The sequence below is a fragment of the Pseudomonas sp. FP2338 genome (assembly GCF_030687515.1).
Taxonomy (GTDB): domain Bacteria; phylum Pseudomonadota; class Gammaproteobacteria; order Pseudomonadales; family Pseudomonadaceae; genus Aquipseudomonas; species Aquipseudomonas salomonii.
Genome location: NZ_CP117436.1, coordinates 3,252,060 through 3,267,512, shown reverse-complemented (window position 1 = coordinate 3,267,512; position 15,453 = coordinate 3,252,060). Strand labels below are relative to the sequence as shown.

Sequence of the window (15,453 nt, the reverse complement as noted above, 5' to 3'; positions counted from 1 at the left end):
GGCGGTCAGCTCCAACCCATCCTGGTTTTACGGCTGGAATAGAGCGCCAGCAATACGAGAAAAGCGAACACCACCATGGAGCCGGCCAGCCAGTGGGCCTGGGCATATTCCATGGCTTCGACATGGTCGTAGATCTGCACTGAGACCACGCGGGTCTTGTTGGGAATATTGCCACCGATCATCAACACCACGCCGAACTCACCGACGGTGTGCGCGAAGCCCAGAATCGAGGCGGTGATAAAACCGGGGCGGGCCAGGGGCAGGATCACCGTGAAAAACGTGTCCCAAGGGTTGGCGCGCAGCGTCGCGGCCACTTCCAGTGGGCGCGTGCCAATGGCGGAGAAGGCGTTTTGCAACGGCTGCACCACAAACGGCATGGAATAGATCACCGAGCCGATCACCAGCCCGGCGAAACTGAACGTCAGGGTGCCCAGGCCCAGCCATTGGGTGAACTGGCCGAAATAGCCGTTGGGGCCCATGGTCAACAGCAGGTAAAAACCGATCACCGTCGGTGGCAACACCAACGGCAACGCGACAATCGCGCCTATGGGGCCGCGCCACCAGGAGCGGGTGCGCGACAGCCACAGGGCGATCGGAGTGCCGATGATCAGCAGGATCACAGTCGTCAATGACGCCAGTTTGATGGTCAACCAGATGGCGGAAAAATCGGCACTCGACAGCGGCATATTCAGTTGGCCAATTCGTAACCGTAGGACTTGATCACCGCAGCGGCTTTTGGCCCCTTGAGGTATTCAACCAAGGCTTTGGCCGCCGCACTGTCCTTGCCTTTATTGAGGATCACCGCGTCTTGTTTGATCGGGTCATGCATGGCCGCCGGCACGATCCACGCCGAACCGCTGGTGACCTTGCCGTCTTTGTAGATCTGCGACAGCGCGACAAAGCCCAGCTCGGCGTTGCCGGTGGACACGAACTGGTAAGCCTGGGTGATGTTCTGGCCTTCGACCAGCTTGTCCTTGACCTTCTCGCTCAAGCCTTCTTTAGCCAGCACTTGAGTGGCGGCCAGGCCATAAGGTGCCGCTTTGGGGTTGGCGATGGACAGGTGTTTGAAGTCGTTTTTCTTCAGCACATCGCCCTTGGCATCCACGTAACCTTCTTTGGCCGACCACAGCGCCAGGGTGCCGACCGCGTAAGTGAAGCGTGAACCTTTGACCGTGTCGCCTTCGCTTTCAAGCTTTTGCGGGGTGGTGTCATCGGCGCTGAGGAACACTTCGAACGGCGCACCGTTCTTGATCTGGGTATAGAACTGGCCGGTAGCGCCGTAGGCGGCGACCAGTTTGTGGCCGGTGTCTTTTTCGAAATCGGCGGCAATCGCCTGGATCGGCGCGGTGAAGTTGGCGGCGACAGCCACCTGGACTTCATCGGCGTGGGCAGAGCCGAAGGCAAAGGCGGCAATAAGGGGGGCCAGGCGTGAAGCGCGGATCATCATGAAGCAGCTCCTTGGGAATGTACGGCATGCTCTAGGCAGAAGGCTTTACCGCTATGTATGAGAATATATAGCGGTTGGCCATTGCCGGTACAGTGCAAAGTTGCCCCAAATGTCAGTCGCGCTTGAGCTTGGCAAGCACCTGTTCGGCCAGCTGACGGGTCAGGTCATACGTGGAAATATCTCTACCCAGACGCAGTGCCTGGCCTGCCCACAGGTTGCTGAAGCCGGCTTCATCCCTGGCCTTGAGCGGCATCAGGGCGCCGCCAGAGGTGGGGAATGCCGGTGCCGATGAGTTGATCGCGCCCAGTTCACGCATCACTCGATTGACGATGCCGCGCGCCGGGCGGCCGGTGAACAGGTTGGTCAGCGCGGTTTCGCTGGCCTGGGCGTTACGCAGTGCATGGTGGTGGGACGCGCTGACATTGGCTTCGGGAGTAAACAGGTACGCGGTGCCGATTTGCACCGCCGAGGCACCCAGGGCCAATGCCGCGACGACGCCGCGTGCATCGCCAATGCCGCCTGCGGCGATCACCGGCACCTTCACCGCGTCGACCATTTGCGGCACCAGCGCCATCAAGCCAATTTGGGTGTTGAGGTCGTCACTGAGGAAAATTCCTCGGTGGCCACCGGCTTCAATGCCCATCGCAATGATTGCATCGCAGCCATGCTGTTCGAGCCAAACGGCTTCTTCAAGGGTGGTCGCCGAGGACAGCACCTTGGCACCGGTGGCTTTAACCCGATCGAGCAAGGCTTGTTCCGGCAGCCCAAAGTGAAAGCTCACCACCTCGGGGCGAAATTCTTCGACGACTTTGCAGGCCGCTTCGTTGAACGGCGCGCGGTTGGACACAGGGGTGGGTGCATCAAAATCGGCGCCCAGCTCGCGGTAGTAGGGTTCCAGCAACGCCTTCCAGCGCTGGTCACGCGCTTGATCAGCCGCTGGCGGTTGATGGCAGAAGAAATTGACGTTGATCGGGCTCGCGCTGGCTTGGCGAATGGCGCTCAAGGCTTCGCGCAGTTGCTCGATGCTCAGCGCGGCGGCGGGCATTGAGCCCAAGGCGCCGGCCTGATTGGCGGCGATGACCATCGCGGTGGTGGTGGCGCCGGCCATCGGCGCCTGGATGATGGGCACGTCGATGCCCAGCAGGTCGAGAATGCGAGTGTCTGGCCAGGTGCTCATGGGGCGTCTCCAGCGTGAGTAAGACTTTGCGCTGTTTTAGCAGGGCCATTGGCACCCGGCCAGTCTGTTTTATTCACTGGACGAGGTAGCGGTTTCGTGCTTTTGCGTCAGTCGATGGCATGCCCCAACACCGTATGAATGCGCTCGGCGATATGCGCGGCGTGGGTTTCCAGGGCGAAGTGGCCGGTGTCCAGCAACTCGACCACGGCATTGGCATTGTCGCCCTTGTAGGCGTGGGCGCCGGGTGGAATGAAGAACGGGTCGTGCTCGCCCCAGATCACTAGCGTTGGCACCTGCGTGGCCTTGAAAAATGCCTGGAATTGCGGGTACAGGGTGAGGTTGTTGCGGTAGTCGAGAAACAGGTCCAACTGGATCTCGTCATTGCCGGGGCGCTGCATCAACAGCACATCAAGCATGTAGGATTCCGGCGCGATCAACTTAGGTGTACTCACGCCGTGCAGGTACTGGTAGCGCGTGCCCTCCAGGCTGATCACCGCGTTGCGGATCACCTCGCGGTTGGCCTGGCTGGGCTCGGCCCAATAGGCACGAATCGGTGCCCAGGCATCACCGAGGCCTTCCAGGTAAGCATTGCCATTTTGCGAGACCAGCGCGCTGACCCGTTGTGGGTGCGCCACCGCCAGCCTCAGGCCAACCGGTGCGCCGTAATCGAAGACGTACAGGGCGTAGCGCGTGAGTTTCAGTGCATCGACAAAATGCCCCACGGTGGTTGCCAGGTTGTCGAAGCTGTAGTGGTAGTCGCGTTCTGCGGGCACTTCGGTAAAGCCGAAACCTGGCAAGTCCGGCGCAATCACCCGAAACCGCGTGGCCAGCAGCGGGATCAGGTCGCGGTACATGTGCGAAGAACTCGGGAAGCCGTGCAGCAGCAAAATCACCGGGGCTGCCGGGTCGCCGGCTTCACGGTAGAACATGCGCACGCCGTCGGCATCGACGTGGTGGTAGCGAACGACAGGGGCTTGGATAGACATGATCAGTACGCCTTTTGTAACTTGATTGATTTGGTTTAGTGGTTACACGCCCTAAAAAGCTGCGCTCAAAAAAGTAACCTGTCAAATGATTTATACCGGTTATAAATTTGCCTGGTGTAACTACACAAAATTGGAAATAACGGTTACGATTGCGCCGTGATCAAGAGGATTCACCATGGCCATCTCTACGCCCTCAGTTGCACCGCTCGAACCTTATGTCCTGGCCGATGAGCCGGTGTTGGACATGCTCAATACCCTGGCGAACATCGACGGCGTGCCGTGGGATTTCTGGCAGGCGGACGCGGACGTGCAGCGTTGGCTGGTGCGTTTGCAGTGGGCCGAGGCGGGCGGCATTCCGGTATTTGATGACGGCGCGTTGCTGCGCGCCGCGCGGGAGCTGCGTGAGGTGATTCGTGAATTGGTCGCCGCACGCAAGCAGGGCCAGGCGGGCAACCCGGCGGCCCTCAATGGCTTTTTGCGCAAGGCGGTGAGCCACCCGCAGCTGCTTTGGCCGGCATCCGGCGCGCCGCAATTGGAGCGCCAACGCAAGGTGCAGAGCGCCGAGCAATTTTTGTCGCCGATTGCCGAAGCAGCGGCTAATTTATTGGTGGCTGGCGACTTCAACCTGATTCGCCGCTGCGAGCATCCGGAATGCATCCTGTGGTTTTATGATCGGACCAAGGCTCACAAGCGCCGCTGGTGCAGCATGGCGTTGTGTGGAAACCGGCATAAGGTGGCCGAATTCCGTAAACGAAAACTGGGGCTTTGAAGGCGAGGGCGCTGCAAGCGATCAAATAACAGCCGGTGTATATATCGGTATTCCCTAGCGTTTCACCGACTGTTCGCGCTCCAACAGTTGCCGTTTGCGCTCTACGCCCCAGCGGTAGCCCGACAGCTCTCCATCACTGCGCACTACCCGGTGGCAGGGAATCGCCACCGCCAGGCTGTTGGCGCCACAGGCCTGGGCCACCGCGCGAAATGACTTGGGCGCGCCGATCTGCGCAGCTATCTGTGCGTAGCTGGCGGTGCTGCCCACCGGGATGTCGCGCAGTGCTTGCCACACCCGTTCCTGAAAGGCGGTGCCGCGCAAATCCAGGGGCAAATTCAAACCCAGGGCAGGGGCTTCGATAAAACCCACGACCTGGGCGATCAACTGTTCGAATTCATGATCTGCGCCGACCAGTTCGGCTTTGGGGAACTGGTCTTGCAGGTCGCGCAGCAGGGCGTCCGGGTCATCGCCCAATAAAATCGCACACACGCCGCGTTGGCTTTGCGCCACCAGAATCGCCCCCAGCGAGCATTGGCCCACGGCAAACAAAATCGTGCTGTTGGTGCCGCCGGCTTTGTAGTCGCTGGGCTTCATACCGAGCAGTTGATTGGCTGACTCATAGAAGCGGCTGTTGGAATTAAAGCCCGCGTCATACAACGCGTCGGTCACCGAATGCTCGCCCTTGAGGCTGTGGCGGACTTTGCGCGAACGCAAGGCGCTGGCGTAGGCCTTGGGTGTAAGGCCGGTGACGGCTTTGAATACGCGATGAAAATGGAATGCGCTTAGGCCGGCGCCATGGGCGAGTGCTTCCAGGCTGGGCGCGGTTTCGGCTTGCTCAATCTGCCGGCATGCCTCGGCCACCAGTTGGGCGTGGTGGGCCGCCAATTGCGTCTGGTCGCCGGCCGTGCGTTTGCTCGGGCGATAACCCGCCGCTTCAGCCTGTGCCGGGGTGTCGAAGAACTCGATGTTTTCCGGGCGTGGCAACCGCGAGGCGCTGCTGGGGCGGCAATACACGCCGGTGGTTTTAACGCCGTAGACAAACAGGGCGTCGGCCTTGGCATCACGGGCGACGATAGCGGCCCAGCGAGGGTCTTGTTCGGTGGTCATGGCCTGCACTCTTGACGGATCACAGCCAGATTAACCGTGTTGCTGATGGCCGACACTCTGAAGCTTGCGGTCAAATTAGCCGGCAGTGCGAAAGGTCAGGTTGATGCGCTGCGGGCCCATGACCGCATGCACGCCTTCCTTGATGGGCATCACCCCATGAAAACGCAAGCGATCGACGCCACCCCAGACCACCACGTCGCCGTGGAACAGTGAAATTTTTTGGGTTTTGCTGCTGCGCTCATGGCCGCCAAACAGAAAGATCGCCGGCAGGCCCAGGGAGACTGAAACCACAGGGGCGTTATAGGCGCGTTCGTTTTTATCCTGATGCAGGGACATCTTGGCGCCCGGCACATAGCGGTTGATCAGGCAGGCGTCCGGGGCAAACGCGCTGAAGCCCGCTTCGGCTGCGGCAAGCGTGGCCAATTCACGCAACGTCTCGGGCATAGCCGGCCAGGGCTGCTGATTGCGTGGGTCAACCGGGCTGTAGCGGTAGCCGGCGCTGTCGGTGGTCCAACCCAATGCGCCGCAACTGCTCAGTGCAGCCGACATGGTGAAGCCGCCGGGCGTGACCATTTGCCGGAACGGCGATTGGGCCAACACCCGTCGCAACTCAGGCAGCAGGCGGTCAATCCAGGGCAAGGCGAAGCCCTTTAGCACGTAGGACTCTTCGCCAATCTGCTCGCGCCCCGCCGGTTGCTGCAAGGCGTCCTCAGCGAACAGATCAGCCGTCGGGCCTGGCATGGTTTACAGCGCCTTGCTCACGGTGATGTCGGTGATTTCATCGGTGGCATCGTGGATTTTTGCCAGGGCTTCCTTGGCTTCTTCAACGCTTCCCGATGGCAGCAGGGCGAATTCAAAGCGACGTTCGCCATTGAGCTTGTACTTCATAACGTATTTAGTCACAGCGGTTTTCCTGTCGAGGGTTCGGCTCAGCTCAGTTTGGTGCTGGTGCGGCGAACAATGCGAATCTTGTGGGACAACGCAGGTTTGCGGGTCACGCTGATGGCGCGGCGCGTGACCACATCCAGGGTAATGTTCCAGAATCCGGTGCTGGGTGCGGTGATTTTCGCCGGGAATTTGTCAAACGCGCCGCCATGGTAGGTGTGGCGGCCGCCGTTCTTGAAACTGCGGAAATTGGCATCGCTCATCAGGCGAATGTTGCAGGTCTGCGAGCATTCGATGACAACGATGTCGCCCTCGTTGAGGTGCTCGCGCTGGTGGATGAATTTCATGGGGGTGTCTCCAGAAGGGCTTTTTCTGAAAAATCAGAATGATACGTAGGTTAAGATAGAGTTTATCAGCCCTGACGCGATTATTATCGGGTCGTCGTCGACGACTTCGACAATTTAAAACAGTTATTTCCCGAGTTTTCAGAGATAAATCCTACATATGCGGGAGAAATTTTCTCTCTACGCTGTCGTAGGGTCTTTATCGGAGGTTTAAGTATGAAGTGGAGTGTGTTGGTTCTGGCCTTGGCGTTAGGTGGATGTGCTTCGGTTGCAGATATCAAGCAGACCCCGCCAACCTTAGTGGTTATTTCAGGCAAAAAACCGCCTGAATATGCCGCGTGTGTGGTCCGAAAACTGGAAGCGACGCGCCGGCCGCCGCAGATTGAGCCGCATAAGGACGGTGTACAAGTGATTGTGCCGCAGAAATTCTCGGCCGACCCTTCGGCGATCTTCGAGATCGAAGAGCGCTCCAGCGGCAGCAGTATCAAGCTCTATGAAAGCATGTCAAATGTGCCGATTCGCCCAGGCGACATCAAGAAAGCCGGGGAGGATTGCATCTCCGGCTGAGCCTCTGGTTTATCCGCGTACTGAACCCGATAAAAAAGCCTGACCCTGCCGTTGCAGCGTCAGGCTTTTTTTTGCGTCTATTCGAGTGTTGTCGCCTGAGGATCATTGCCCTACTATTTGTAAGCTTATGCGTTTGTAGTCTAAGCATATAACTATAAGGAAGGAGCCGTGATGATGTTTCTGGAACGACTGTTGATAGGCAGCGCGTTGTTATTGCTAGTGGGCAACGCCCACGCGCTGGAGGGAAAAAAAGTCTTTACCGAAGGCGGCTCACAGCCCGGCGCCATGCCCTGTGTGGCGTGCCACGGTGCCGATGGGCTGGGCCTGGCTGCCGCCGGTTTCCCCAGGCTGGCAGGGTTGCCGGCCGAGTATGTGCGCAAACAGTTGGCGGACTTCAGCAGCGGGGCGCGCAGCCATCCGGTGATGCAACCGTTGGCCAAGGCGCTGACTGAAGAGGAAGTGACGGCGGTCAGCGAGGCGGTGGCGGCAATGCCGTTTCCGGGCGTCGCAACGGCGTATCGCAGCGATATGCCTGTGGGTGCCGCGCAAAAGCTTGCACTGCAGGGCGCTTGGGAACGTCAGATCCCCGCGTGCGTCAGCTGCCATGGGCCTGCCGGTGTTGGTGTAGGTGATGCGTTCCCACCGCTGGCGGGCCAGCCTGCCGCGTACCTGGCAGCGCAGTTGATGGCCTGGCAGAACGGCAGCCGTCACAATGACCCCAATGACTTGATGGGCCATATCGCCAAGTCCCTGACGGCAGAAGAAGTGCAGGGCGTGGCCCAGTATTTCGCAGGGTTGAAACGGGAGGCCAAGCCATGAAGCCCTTCACGTTAGCGGCTGTACTCGGCTTGCTGGTTGCACTGCCTGCCCACTCGGCACCGATTGCCATGGAAGACCAGTCCCAATTGCAGCCATCGGCCAAGCTCGCAGCGGCCGACCTCTTCCAGCCGCCACAGGAAAGCGAGCTGCCCGACAATGCCTACGGCAAGCTGGTGCGCCAGGGCTACGCCTTGTTCGTCGACACCAAACGCCTGGCGCCACAATTTGTCGGCAATGGGCTCAACTGCAGCAATTGCCACCTGGATCAAGGTCGCCTGGCCAACTCAGCGCCGCTGTGGGGCGCGTACCCGATGTACCCGGCGTATCGAAAGAAGAACGACAAGGTCAACACCTTCGCCGAACGCTTGCAGGGCTGCTTCCAGTTCAGCATGAATGGCGGCACGCCACCGGCCGCCGACAGCCCGGAGATTACCGCGCTGTCAGTCTATTCCTACTGGTTGGCCAGCAAGGCGCCGCTGGGCTTGGAACTTGCGGGGCGCGGCTACCCGGACGTGGCGCAACCGGCCAAGGGTTACAACCTGGCTCAGGGCGCCGAGGTGTACAAGGGCCAGTGCGCGGTGTGCCACGGCGGCGAAGGGCAGGGGCAAAAAGTCGGTGACAGCTATGTGATGCCGCCGCTGTGGGGCAAAGATTCCTACAACTGGGGCGCCGGCATGCACCGAATCAACACGGCAGCCTCATTCATCAAGCACAACATGCCGCTGGGCAAGGGTGGGAGCCTGAGTGATCAGCAGGCGTGGGATGTGGCGGCTTACGTCAACAGCCACGAACGGCCGCAGGATCCACGCCTGGTTGAAGGCTCCATAGAGAAGACCCGGGTCAAGTTTCACGCCAATGACGGGGTCAATCTTTACGGTCAGACGGTAGAGGGCGTGCTGATCGGGCAGGGCATCCGTTAAACTGTCGGCCATTCAATGCGCCATTCAATGCAAAAATGCCGCTCAAACCCTGGGTTTGCGCGGCATTTGTCCTTCCTGGAAAGCCCGTCATGAAACGAGAACACGTCAAAGCCCGACATGCCGAAGGCCATATTTCGGCCACCCATGTTATCCAGAACCCCGCCGACCTGGGCGAGTGGATCGTATTTTTCAAGAAGAGCGGCGGTCGCAGTTACTTCCTGGTTGACGATCAGGACGAGGTTGAGTCATTCCCGCGCCTGGACGACCTTATCGAGACCTTGCGCGGCCTGGGGATCAAATTCGCCGAAGTTCATCTGTAGCGCGCAAGGTTACTTGCACACCACCACGACGCTGCGGCTTTTGAAGTTGCCCACGTCTTTACCCAGGGTCTTGTCGCTTTCCTTGAGTGCCGGCGTGCCTTCGGTGCCGACGATGCGGTAGCCGGTGCCTGCACACGAAGCATCAGCTTTTTCGTAGCAACTGGCCCACGAATTGGCCTCGCCCGAGCAGTCGATGGTCAGGCCTTGCTCGCCGTTTTTCAGGTAGGTGTCGGACGTGGTGGTGCAGCCGGTCATCAGCGCCAGGGCCGCAGTCAATGCCAGAATCTTGTTCATGAGTTGGGTCGTCGTTGAGGGTGTAGGTGGGGCGCAGACACTGTCGTGGGGCGTTTTCTGCAAGATTATAGCGAACGGCCATCAAGGTACAGACAAACACAAAAAAGCCCCGTCGACCGGGGCTTTGTGCGCAAGCAATGACGCTTACTTTTTATCTTTTGGGCGCTTGCTCGACGCGTGGCCGGCTTCGTCCACAAACACTTCAGCCACCGCAACGGCCATGCTTTCGCTCGCGAATACCCCGGCGACGCTGTCGCCGTGGAAGTTGATCAGGTGCCAGCCGTCCGCTCGCTTGGTGATCAGGTAGCCGTTTACGCCTTTTGGTTCTGACATCTATCAATCTCGTGGTGTGGTTCAGGCGAGCAATGATAGCGCCAATTGGCCCCGAGGCGCGCAAGTTGTTGCAGGCCAGTGCCGTGCAGCGAAAAGCGTGCTAAAACCATTGAGGCGCTCGTAAGCAAAGGGGCGATGACGGGTTATGTCGCGTCCTGAGTAAATGCTCTTCGTAGGATCAGCGGAACTTACGCGCACATTTTTTCTCTATGTTGACATCGCAACGCCAGCAGGACCCATTGTAAGGTGACTGCGGCCTGATTAGACTGCGCCGAATTCCGTACGCACAGCCCTTTGTAAGGACTTATATGATCAAGAAATGCTTGTTCCCAGCAGCCGGTTACGGCACTCGCTTCTTGCCAGCGACCAAAGCCATGCCCAAAGAGATGCTGCCGGTGGTGAACAAGCCACTGATTCAGTACGGCGTCGAAGAGGCACTGGATGCCGGCCTGAACGAAATCTCCATCGTTACCGGCCGTGGTAAGCGCGCGCTGGAAGACCACTTCGACATCAGCTACGAGCTGGAAAACCAGATCAAGGGCACCGACAAGGAAAAGTACCTGGTCGGCATCCGTAAACTGCTCGACGAGTGCTCGTTCTCCTACACCCGTCAAACCCAGATGAAAGGCCTTGGCCACGCCATCCTCACCGGCCGCCCGCTGATCGGTGACGAACCGTTCGCCGTGGTCCTGGCGGACGACCTGTGCGTCAACCTGGAAGGCGACGGCGTACTGACCCAGATGGTCAAGCTGTACCAGAAATACCGTTGCACCATCGTTGCGGTTCAAGAGGTCGACCCTCAGGAAACCAACAAATACGGCGTGATCGCCGGCGACGACATCGGTGATGGCCTGATTCGTGTGCGCGACATGGTTGAAAAACCCGCGCCGGAAGATGCGCCTTCGAACCTGGCGATCATCGGTCGTTACATCCTGACGCCGGACATCTTCAAGTTGATCGAAGAAACCGAGCCAGGCAAAGGCGGCGAGATTCAAATCACCGACGCCCTGTTGAAGCAAGCCAAAGATGGCTGCGTGATTGCCTACAAATTCAAAGGCCGTCGCTTCGACTGCGGTGGCGCTGAAGGTTACATTGAGGCCACCAACTTCTGCTACGAGCACTTCTACAAGACCGGTAAGGCTTACTGATTCACAGTAGCTCGCCCAAAAAGCCACCTTCGGGTGGCTTTTTCGTTTTTCAGCCCCATGTAAGTCGGTATGCTGATGAGCTGCCGAGGAGAGTGAAATGGCCTACGATTTTGATCTGTATGTAATTGGCGCCGGTTCCGGCGGTGTTCGCGCAGCGCGCTTTGCCGCAGGCTTTGGCGCAAAAGTGGCGGTAGCTGAAAGCCGTTACCTGGGCGGTACCTGCGTGAACGTAGGCTGCGTGCCGAAAAAGCTGCTGGTGTACGGCGCGCATTTCGCCGAAGACTTTGAGCAGGCCAGCGGTTTCGGCTGGTCACTGGGTGAAGCGAACTTTGACTGGGCGACCCTGATCGCCAATAAAGACCGAGAAATCAACCGCCTCAATGGCATCTACCGCAACCTGCTGGTTAACAGCGGCGTGACCCTGCACGAAGGGCACGCGCGTTTGGTTGATCCGCACCAGGTAGAGATCAATGGCGAGCGCTTTACGGCCAAACACATCCTGATCGCGACGGGAGGCTGGCCGCAGATCCCGGAAATTCCGGGGCGTGAGCACGCCATCGGGTCCAACGAGGCGTTCTTCCTTAAAGAGCTGCCCAAGCGCGTGCTGGTAGTCGGCGGTGGCTACATCGCCGTCGAGTTTGCGGGCATCTTCCATGGCCTGGGCGCACAGACAACCTTGCTGTATCGCGGCGACCTGTTCCTGCGCGGGTTTGACGGCGCGGTGCGCACGCACCTGAAGGAAGAGCTGACCAAGCGCGGCCTCGACCTGCAATTCAATGCCGATATCGAGCGCATCGACAAGCAGGCCGACGGCAGCCTCAAGGCCACCCTCAAAGACGGCCGCGTGCTCGAAGCCGACTGCGTGTTCTACGCCACCGGTCGCCGCCCGATGCTCGACAACCTGGGGCTGGAAAACACCGGCGTCAAATTGGATGAGCGTGGCTTTGTCGAAGTCGACGACCTGTACCAGACCGCCGAAGCCTCGATCCTGGCGATTGGCGATGTGATCGGGCGGGTGCAATTGACGCCCGTCGCGCTGGCCGAAGGCATGGCGGTTGCTCGTCGGCTGTTCAAGCCTGAGCAATACCGTCCGGTGGATTACGCGATGATCCCGACCGCGGTGTTCAGCCTGCCGAATATCGGCACCGTGGGCCTGAGCGAAGAAGATGCGAAGAAAAACGGCCATAAGGTGCAGATCTTCGAAAGCCGCTTCCGGCCGATGAAGCTGACGTTGACCGATTGCCAGGAAAAAACCTTGATGAAGCTGGTGGTCGACGCCGACACCGACAAAGTCCTGGGTTGCCACATGGTCGGGCCGGATGCAGGTGAGATCGTTCAGGGCTTGGCGATCGCGCTCAAGGCGGGCGCGACCAAGCAGCATTTCGATGAAACCATCGGCGTGCACCCCACAGCGGCGGAAGAGTTCGTCACCATGCGCACGCCTGTGGCGGGCTGATCAGGCCTCGGCGGTTGCCTCTGGCGGCGTTGCAACGACGGCCGCCAGGCGCAATGCCTCGATACTGGCCTGGGCCTTGATCAGGTCCAGCTCCAGGGTTTTGCTGACCTGCTGTTGCTCGCTCAGCGCCGCCTGGCGCGCTTGACTTTCCTCTACCGCAACCCGCAAACGCTCCTGAAGCAGGGTGCGTTCGCTTTCGATTCGGCCCAGTTGCTCGCTGAGTGTTTGCTGTTGCGCCTGCTCCTTGCGTGATTGCTCCTGCAGGGCGGTCAATTCCTTGCTCGTCACGCGGTGCTCGATCAACAGTCGCTCATTGTCGCGATGCAGCTGGGTGATCTCATCCTGACGCACCATGGCGCTTTGTTGCGCCTGGCGCAACTCGGCCTGCACCTGCTGCAACTGGCCTTCATGGCGCCGTTGTTCCTGCTCGCGTTGCTCCTTGACCGCATTGCGGTAGTGCTCAAGCGCGTCGCGGGCGTGCAGGTGCTTGTCTTCCAGCGAGCGAATCTGCTCGTCCTTGTCATTGATGCGCAACTCGTAATCGCTGCACGCCTGGCTGAGCCCCGCATTGCGGGTTTGTTCGGTTTGCAGGCTGGTGCTGGCGGTCTGCAAGGCGGCGCTTTCTTCGGCGAGTGCGGCGGCCTGGATATCAAATTGCTGCTTGAGCTGGCCGTGGGCTTCTTCAAGCGCTTGCACCTGGGCGAGCAGGGCGGCTTTTTGCTGTTCGAATTGCGCCAGCGCCAAGTCAATCGGCTCCTGGGCCTTGTCTTTAAGGCGTTGGGCCAGCCGCGCTACCAACTCGCCCAGCTCGTCGTCGATGGGCGCCTGGGTGATAGTCAGCCGGGTTTCGCTGTCATCCAGCTCCTTCAAATAGCGGTGAATGGTAGTTTTTGAGCCGGTATTGCCCATCTCGATGCGTACCGCATCGATGCTGGGGTTTTCGCCACGGGCCAGGATCGCCAGGCGTGCCGTTTGAACCACTGCTTTGTTTATGCCGCCGCGCGCCATGGGGTCTCCGTCGATTTAGTACTGTGGTACGTGGTATGTAGATACATACTGTATCACGAATAAAATACCGTTTAAATTCATGAATTAACAGATGGGATATTGGCGTATTATCCCGTGTCAGAGCGTTTTTAACCGTTAATACACCCGCCAGCAGTACGAATAGGCCTTTTATGAGCGACCTGGACCGTTACCTCAACGCCGCCACCCGCGACAACACGCGGCGCAGCTATCGCGCGGCGATCGAGCATTTTGAAGTGAGCTGGGGCGGGTTCCTGCCGGCCACCAGCGACAGCGTGGCGCGCTACCTGGTGGCCCATGCCGGGGTGCTGGCGGTCAACACCTTGAAGCTGCGGCTTTCGGCATTGGCGCAGTGGCACACCAGCCAGGGTTTCCCGGACCCGACCAAGGCGCCCGTGGTGCGCAAGGTGCTCAAGGGCATCCGGGCGGTGCACCCGGCGCAGGAGAAGCAAGCCGAGCCTTTGCAGCTCAAGCACCTTGAGCAGGTGGTGGCCTCCCTTGAGGTTGAAGCCAGGCAGGCCATTGAGGCGCGGGATCAGCCGCGATTACTGCGCGCCAAGCGCGACACCGCGTTGATCCTGCTGGGCTTCTGGCGCGGCTTTCGCAGCGACGAGTTGTGCCGCCTGAGCATCGAACACGTGCAAGCGGTGCCCGGCACCGGCATCAGCCTGTACCTGCCGCGCAGCAAAAGTGACCGCGACAACCTCGGCAAGACCTACCAGGCCCCGGCACTGCTGCGCCTGTGCCCCGTGCAGGCTTACAGCGAATGGCTCAGCGTTTCGGCCTTGGTGCGCGGCCCGGTGTTCCGTGGCGTAGACCGCTGGGGCAACCTGGGCGAGGAGGGCTTGCACCCCAACAGCGTGATCCCGCTGCTGCGTCAGGCCCTGGAACGCGCGGGCATCCCTGCGGATCAATACACCAGCCACTCACTGCGCCGTGGCTTTGCCACGTGGGCCCACCGCAGCGGCTGGGATTTGAAGTCGCTGATGAGTTACGTCGGCTGGAGCGACATGAAATCCGCCATGCGCTATGTTGAAGCGACACCCTTTTTGGGCATGACCTTGGCTACTCAACCGCTGCTTTGAGATTTCTTCTATTAATACAGAGACCTGATAGGGAAAACCAATCGTCAGCATCAGGTTTGCCAATGAGCCATCGACGGAAAGAGTGAGTAGGATTCATCTCATCAACTTTTCAACCACTGACGGAGAGTCACCGATGCCTATCATCAACAGCCAAGTAAAACCGTTCAAAGCGACCGCCTACAAAAACGGCAACTTCGTAGATGTGACTGACGCTGACCTGAAAGGCAAATGGTCGGTAGTTTTCTTCTACCCAGCCGACTTCACCTTCGTTTGCCCAACCGAACTGGAAGACCTGGCTGACAACTACGCCGAATTCCAGAAACTGGGCGTCGAGATCTACAGCGTTTCCACCGACACCCACTTTGCCCACGCTGCCTGGCACAACACTTCGCCAGCCATCGGCAAAATCCAGTACACCATGATCGGCGACCCAACCCTGACCATCTCGCGCAACTTCGACGTACTGATCGAAGAAGCTGGCCTGGCAGACCGCGGTACTTTCGTGATCAACCCGGAAGGTCAGATCAAGATCGTTGAACTGAACGACGGCGGTGTTGGCCGTGACGCTTCCGAGCTGCTGCGCAAAATCAAAGCCGCTCAATACGTCGCTGCTCACCCAGGTGAAGTTTGCCCAGCCAAGTGGAAAGAAGGCGAGGCTACTCTGGCTCCGTCCCTGGACCTGGTCGGCAAGATCTAAATCTGTGAAACATCAAGGGCGGATTGCCGCACCTTAAGTAAGCTGCACCGCCCTCAAAACGCCCGGGCGAGAG

The 15,453-nt window shown here is 59.4% G+C and carries 20 protein-coding genes; 9 read left to right on the top strand and 11 right to left on the bottom strand.

Features of this window, described 5'->3' with window-relative positions; translation table 11 throughout:
• Positions 1-5: 5 nt before the first annotated feature.
• From modB to PSH96_RS14700, 4 genes are all read right to left on the bottom strand, one after another.
• Positions 6-692 (bottom strand): molybdate ABC transporter permease subunit, encoded by a 687-nt coding sequence (gene modB / locus PSH96_RS14715; RefSeq protein ID WP_305460072.1) that lies wholly within the window; start codon positions 690-692, stop codon positions 6-8.
• A complete protein-coding gene (gene modA, locus PSH96_RS14710) occupies positions 689-1,447 on the bottom strand; it encodes a molybdate ABC transporter substrate-binding protein (RefSeq protein ID WP_305453575.1) in 759 nt (252 codons plus the stop codon). The genes modB and modA overlap by 4 nt, the downstream gene beginning before the upstream one ends.
• A 112-nt stretch (positions 1,448-1,559) precedes the next feature.
• Positions 1,560-2,624, bottom strand: a complete 1,065-nt coding sequence (locus PSH96_RS14705; protein WP_305453574.1) for a nitronate monooxygenase family protein — start codon at positions 2,622-2,624, stop codon at positions 1,560-1,562.
• A 107-nt stretch (positions 2,625-2,731) separates the two neighbouring features.
• On the bottom strand, positions 2,732-3,610 hold the full coding sequence (locus PSH96_RS14700) for an alpha/beta fold hydrolase (RefSeq protein ID WP_305453573.1): 879 nt from the start codon (positions 3,608-3,610) through the stop codon (positions 2,732-2,734).
• 175 nt (positions 3,611-3,785) lie between these two features.
• Here PSH96_RS14700 and PSH96_RS14695 point away from each other — a divergent pair, with 175 nt between their 5' ends.
• Positions 3,786-4,379 (top strand): ABATE domain-containing protein, encoded by a 594-nt coding sequence (locus PSH96_RS14695; RefSeq protein ID WP_305453572.1) that lies wholly within the window; start codon positions 3,786-3,788, stop codon positions 4,377-4,379.
• Between the two features lie 54 nt (positions 4,380-4,433).
• Here PSH96_RS14695 and ada read toward each other — a convergent pair whose 3' ends face one another.
• The 4 genes from ada to PSH96_RS14675 form a co-directional block, all read right to left on the bottom strand.
• On the bottom strand, positions 4,434-5,486 hold the full coding sequence (ada, locus tag PSH96_RS14690; protein ID WP_305453570.1) for a bifunctional DNA-binding transcriptional regulator/O6-methylguanine-DNA methyltransferase Ada: 1,053 nt from the start codon (positions 5,484-5,486) through the stop codon (positions 4,434-4,436).
• 75 nt (positions 5,487-5,561) lie between these two features.
• Complete coding sequence (gene alkB, locus PSH96_RS14685) at positions 5,562-6,227, bottom strand: DNA oxidative demethylase AlkB (RefSeq protein ID WP_305453569.1); 666 nt, start codon at positions 6,225-6,227, stop codon at positions 5,562-5,564.
• A 3-nt stretch (positions 6,228-6,230) separates the two neighbouring features.
• The gene (locus tag PSH96_RS14680) at positions 6,231-6,389 is read right to left on the bottom strand and encodes a hypothetical protein (RefSeq protein WP_156376419.1); all 159 of its coding nucleotides are present in this window, start codon (positions 6,387-6,389) and stop codon (positions 6,231-6,233) included.
• A gap of 26 nt (positions 6,390-6,415) precedes the next feature.
• Positions 6,416-6,718: a DUF1883 domain-containing protein gene (locus tag PSH96_RS14675; protein ID WP_003173824.1), complete on the bottom strand. Its 303-nt coding sequence runs from the start codon at positions 6,716-6,718 to the stop codon at positions 6,416-6,418.
• 213 nt (positions 6,719-6,931) lie between these two features.
• On the opposite strand from PSH96_RS14675, the gene PSH96_RS14670 reads away from it, so the two are divergent.
• From PSH96_RS14670 to PSH96_RS14655, 4 genes are all read left to right on the top strand, one after another.
• Positions 6,932-7,282 (top strand): hypothetical protein, encoded by a 351-nt coding sequence (locus tag PSH96_RS14670; protein ID WP_065929976.1) that lies wholly within the window; start codon positions 6,932-6,934, stop codon positions 7,280-7,282.
• 171 nt (positions 7,283-7,453) lie between these two features.
• The gene (locus PSH96_RS14665) at positions 7,454-8,101 is read left to right on the top strand and encodes a c-type cytochrome (protein WP_305453568.1); all 648 of its coding nucleotides are present in this window, start codon (positions 7,454-7,456) and stop codon (positions 8,099-8,101) included.
• Positions 8,098-9,021, top strand: coding sequence for a c-type cytochrome (locus PSH96_RS14660; protein WP_305453567.1), 924 nt, complete (start codon positions 8,098-8,100; stop codon positions 9,019-9,021). The genes PSH96_RS14665 and PSH96_RS14660 overlap by 4 nt, the downstream gene beginning before the upstream one ends.
• 89 nt (positions 9,022-9,110) lie before the next feature.
• Positions 9,111-9,341 carry a hypothetical protein gene (locus PSH96_RS14655; RefSeq protein WP_056860072.1) on the top strand — a complete coding sequence of 77 codons (231 nt, stop codon included), beginning with the start codon at positions 9,111-9,113 and terminating at the stop codon, positions 9,339-9,341.
• 9 nt (positions 9,342-9,350) lie between these two features.
• Here the strand turns inward: PSH96_RS14655 and PSH96_RS14650 are convergent, their stop codons facing one another.
• Together PSH96_RS14650 and PSH96_RS14645 are read right to left on the bottom strand one after the other, a co-directional pair.
• Positions 9,351-9,635 carry a hypothetical protein gene (locus tag PSH96_RS14650; protein WP_017135492.1) on the bottom strand — a complete coding sequence of 95 codons (285 nt, stop codon included), beginning with the start codon at positions 9,633-9,635 and terminating at the stop codon, positions 9,351-9,353.
• A gap of 144 nt (positions 9,636-9,779) precedes the next feature.
• Positions 9,780-9,968: a hypothetical protein gene (locus PSH96_RS14645; RefSeq protein WP_017135493.1), complete on the bottom strand. Its 189-nt coding sequence runs from the start codon at positions 9,966-9,968 to the stop codon at positions 9,780-9,782.
• 308 nt (positions 9,969-10,276) lie between these two features.
• On the opposite strand from PSH96_RS14645, the gene galU reads away from it, so the two are divergent.
• Together galU and gorA are read left to right on the top strand one after the other, a co-directional pair.
• On the top strand, positions 10,277-11,116 hold the full coding sequence (galU, locus tag PSH96_RS14640; RefSeq protein ID WP_003212579.1) for a UTP--glucose-1-phosphate uridylyltransferase GalU: 840 nt from the start codon (positions 10,277-10,279) through the stop codon (positions 11,114-11,116).
• A 97-nt stretch (positions 11,117-11,213) separates the two neighbouring features.
• Positions 11,214-12,572: a glutathione-disulfide reductase gene (gene gorA / locus PSH96_RS14635; protein WP_138817749.1), complete on the top strand. Its 1,359-nt coding sequence runs from the start codon at positions 11,214-11,216 to the stop codon at positions 12,570-12,572.
• Here gorA and PSH96_RS14630 read toward each other — a convergent pair whose 3' ends face one another.
• Positions 12,573-13,580 carry a DNA-binding protein gene (locus PSH96_RS14630; RefSeq protein WP_305453565.1) on the bottom strand — a complete coding sequence of 336 codons (1,008 nt, stop codon included), beginning with the start codon at positions 13,578-13,580 and terminating at the stop codon, positions 12,573-12,575.
• Positions 13,581-13,750: 170 nt separating this feature from the next.
• Between PSH96_RS14630 and PSH96_RS14625 the strand changes: the two genes are divergently transcribed.
• Positions 13,751-14,683 carry a site-specific integrase gene (locus PSH96_RS14625; RefSeq protein WP_305453564.1) on the top strand — a complete coding sequence of 311 codons (933 nt, stop codon included), beginning with the start codon at positions 13,751-13,753 and terminating at the stop codon, positions 14,681-14,683.
• A 133-nt stretch (positions 14,684-14,816) separates the two neighbouring features.
• Positions 14,817-15,380 carry an alkyl hydroperoxide reductase subunit C gene (gene ahpC / locus PSH96_RS14620; protein ID WP_003173835.1) on the top strand — a complete coding sequence of 188 codons (564 nt, stop codon included), beginning with the start codon at positions 14,817-14,819 and terminating at the stop codon, positions 15,378-15,380.
• Positions 15,381-15,453: the final 73 nt, after the last annotated feature.

Coding starts and splice junctions, on each gene's coding strand:
- gorA (WP_138817749.1), top strand. CDS start 11,214: ATGGCCTACGATTTTGATCTGTATGTAATTGGCGCCGGTTCCGGCGGT.
- modA (WP_305453575.1), bottom strand. CDS start 1,447: ATGATGATCCGCGCTTCACGCCTGGCCCCCCTTATTGCCGCCTTTGCC.
- ahpC (WP_003173835.1), top strand. CDS start 14,817: ATGCCTATCATCAACAGCCAAGTAAAACCGTTCAAAGCGACCGCCTAC.
- PSH96_RS14675 (WP_003173824.1), bottom strand. CDS start 6,718: ATGAAATTCATCCACCAGCGCGAGCACCTCAACGAGGGCGACATCGTT.
- PSH96_RS14660 (WP_305453567.1), top strand. CDS start 8,098: ATGAAGCCCTTCACGTTAGCGGCTGTACTCGGCTTGCTGGTTGCACTG.
- PSH96_RS14630 (WP_305453565.1), bottom strand. CDS start 13,580: ATGGCGCGCGGCGGCATAAACAAAGCAGTGGTTCAAACGGCACGCCTG.
- alkB (WP_305453569.1), bottom strand. CDS start 6,227: ATGCCAGGCCCGACGGCTGATCTGTTCGCTGAGGACGCCTTGCAGCAA.
- ada (WP_305453570.1), bottom strand. CDS start 5,486: ATGACCACCGAACAAGACCCTCGCTGGGCCGCTATCGTCGCCCGTGAT.
- PSH96_RS14645 (WP_017135493.1), bottom strand. CDS start 9,968: ATGTCAGAACCAAAAGGCGTAAACGGCTACCTGATCACCAAGCGAGCG.
- PSH96_RS14700 (WP_305453573.1), bottom strand. CDS start 3,610: ATGTCTATCCAAGCCCCTGTCGTTCGCTACCACCACGTCGATGCCGAC.
- PSH96_RS14625 (WP_305453564.1), top strand. CDS start 13,751: ATGAGCGACCTGGACCGTTACCTCAACGCCGCCACCCGCGACAACACG.
- PSH96_RS14650 (WP_017135492.1), bottom strand. CDS start 9,635: ATGAACAAGATTCTGGCATTGACTGCGGCCCTGGCGCTGATGACCGGC.
- PSH96_RS14670 (WP_065929976.1), top strand. CDS start 6,932: ATGAAGTGGAGTGTGTTGGTTCTGGCCTTGGCGTTAGGTGGATGTGCT.
- PSH96_RS14705 (WP_305453574.1), bottom strand. CDS start 2,624: ATGAGCACCTGGCCAGACACTCGCATTCTCGACCTGCTGGGCATCGAC.
- PSH96_RS14695 (WP_305453572.1), top strand. CDS start 3,786: ATGGCCATCTCTACGCCCTCAGTTGCACCGCTCGAACCTTATGTCCTG.
- PSH96_RS14665 (WP_305453568.1), top strand. CDS start 7,454: ATGATGTTTCTGGAACGACTGTTGATAGGCAGCGCGTTGTTATTGCTA.
- galU (WP_003212579.1), top strand. CDS start 10,277: ATGATCAAGAAATGCTTGTTCCCAGCAGCCGGTTACGGCACTCGCTTC.
- PSH96_RS14655 (WP_056860072.1), top strand. CDS start 9,111: ATGAAACGAGAACACGTCAAAGCCCGACATGCCGAAGGCCATATTTCG.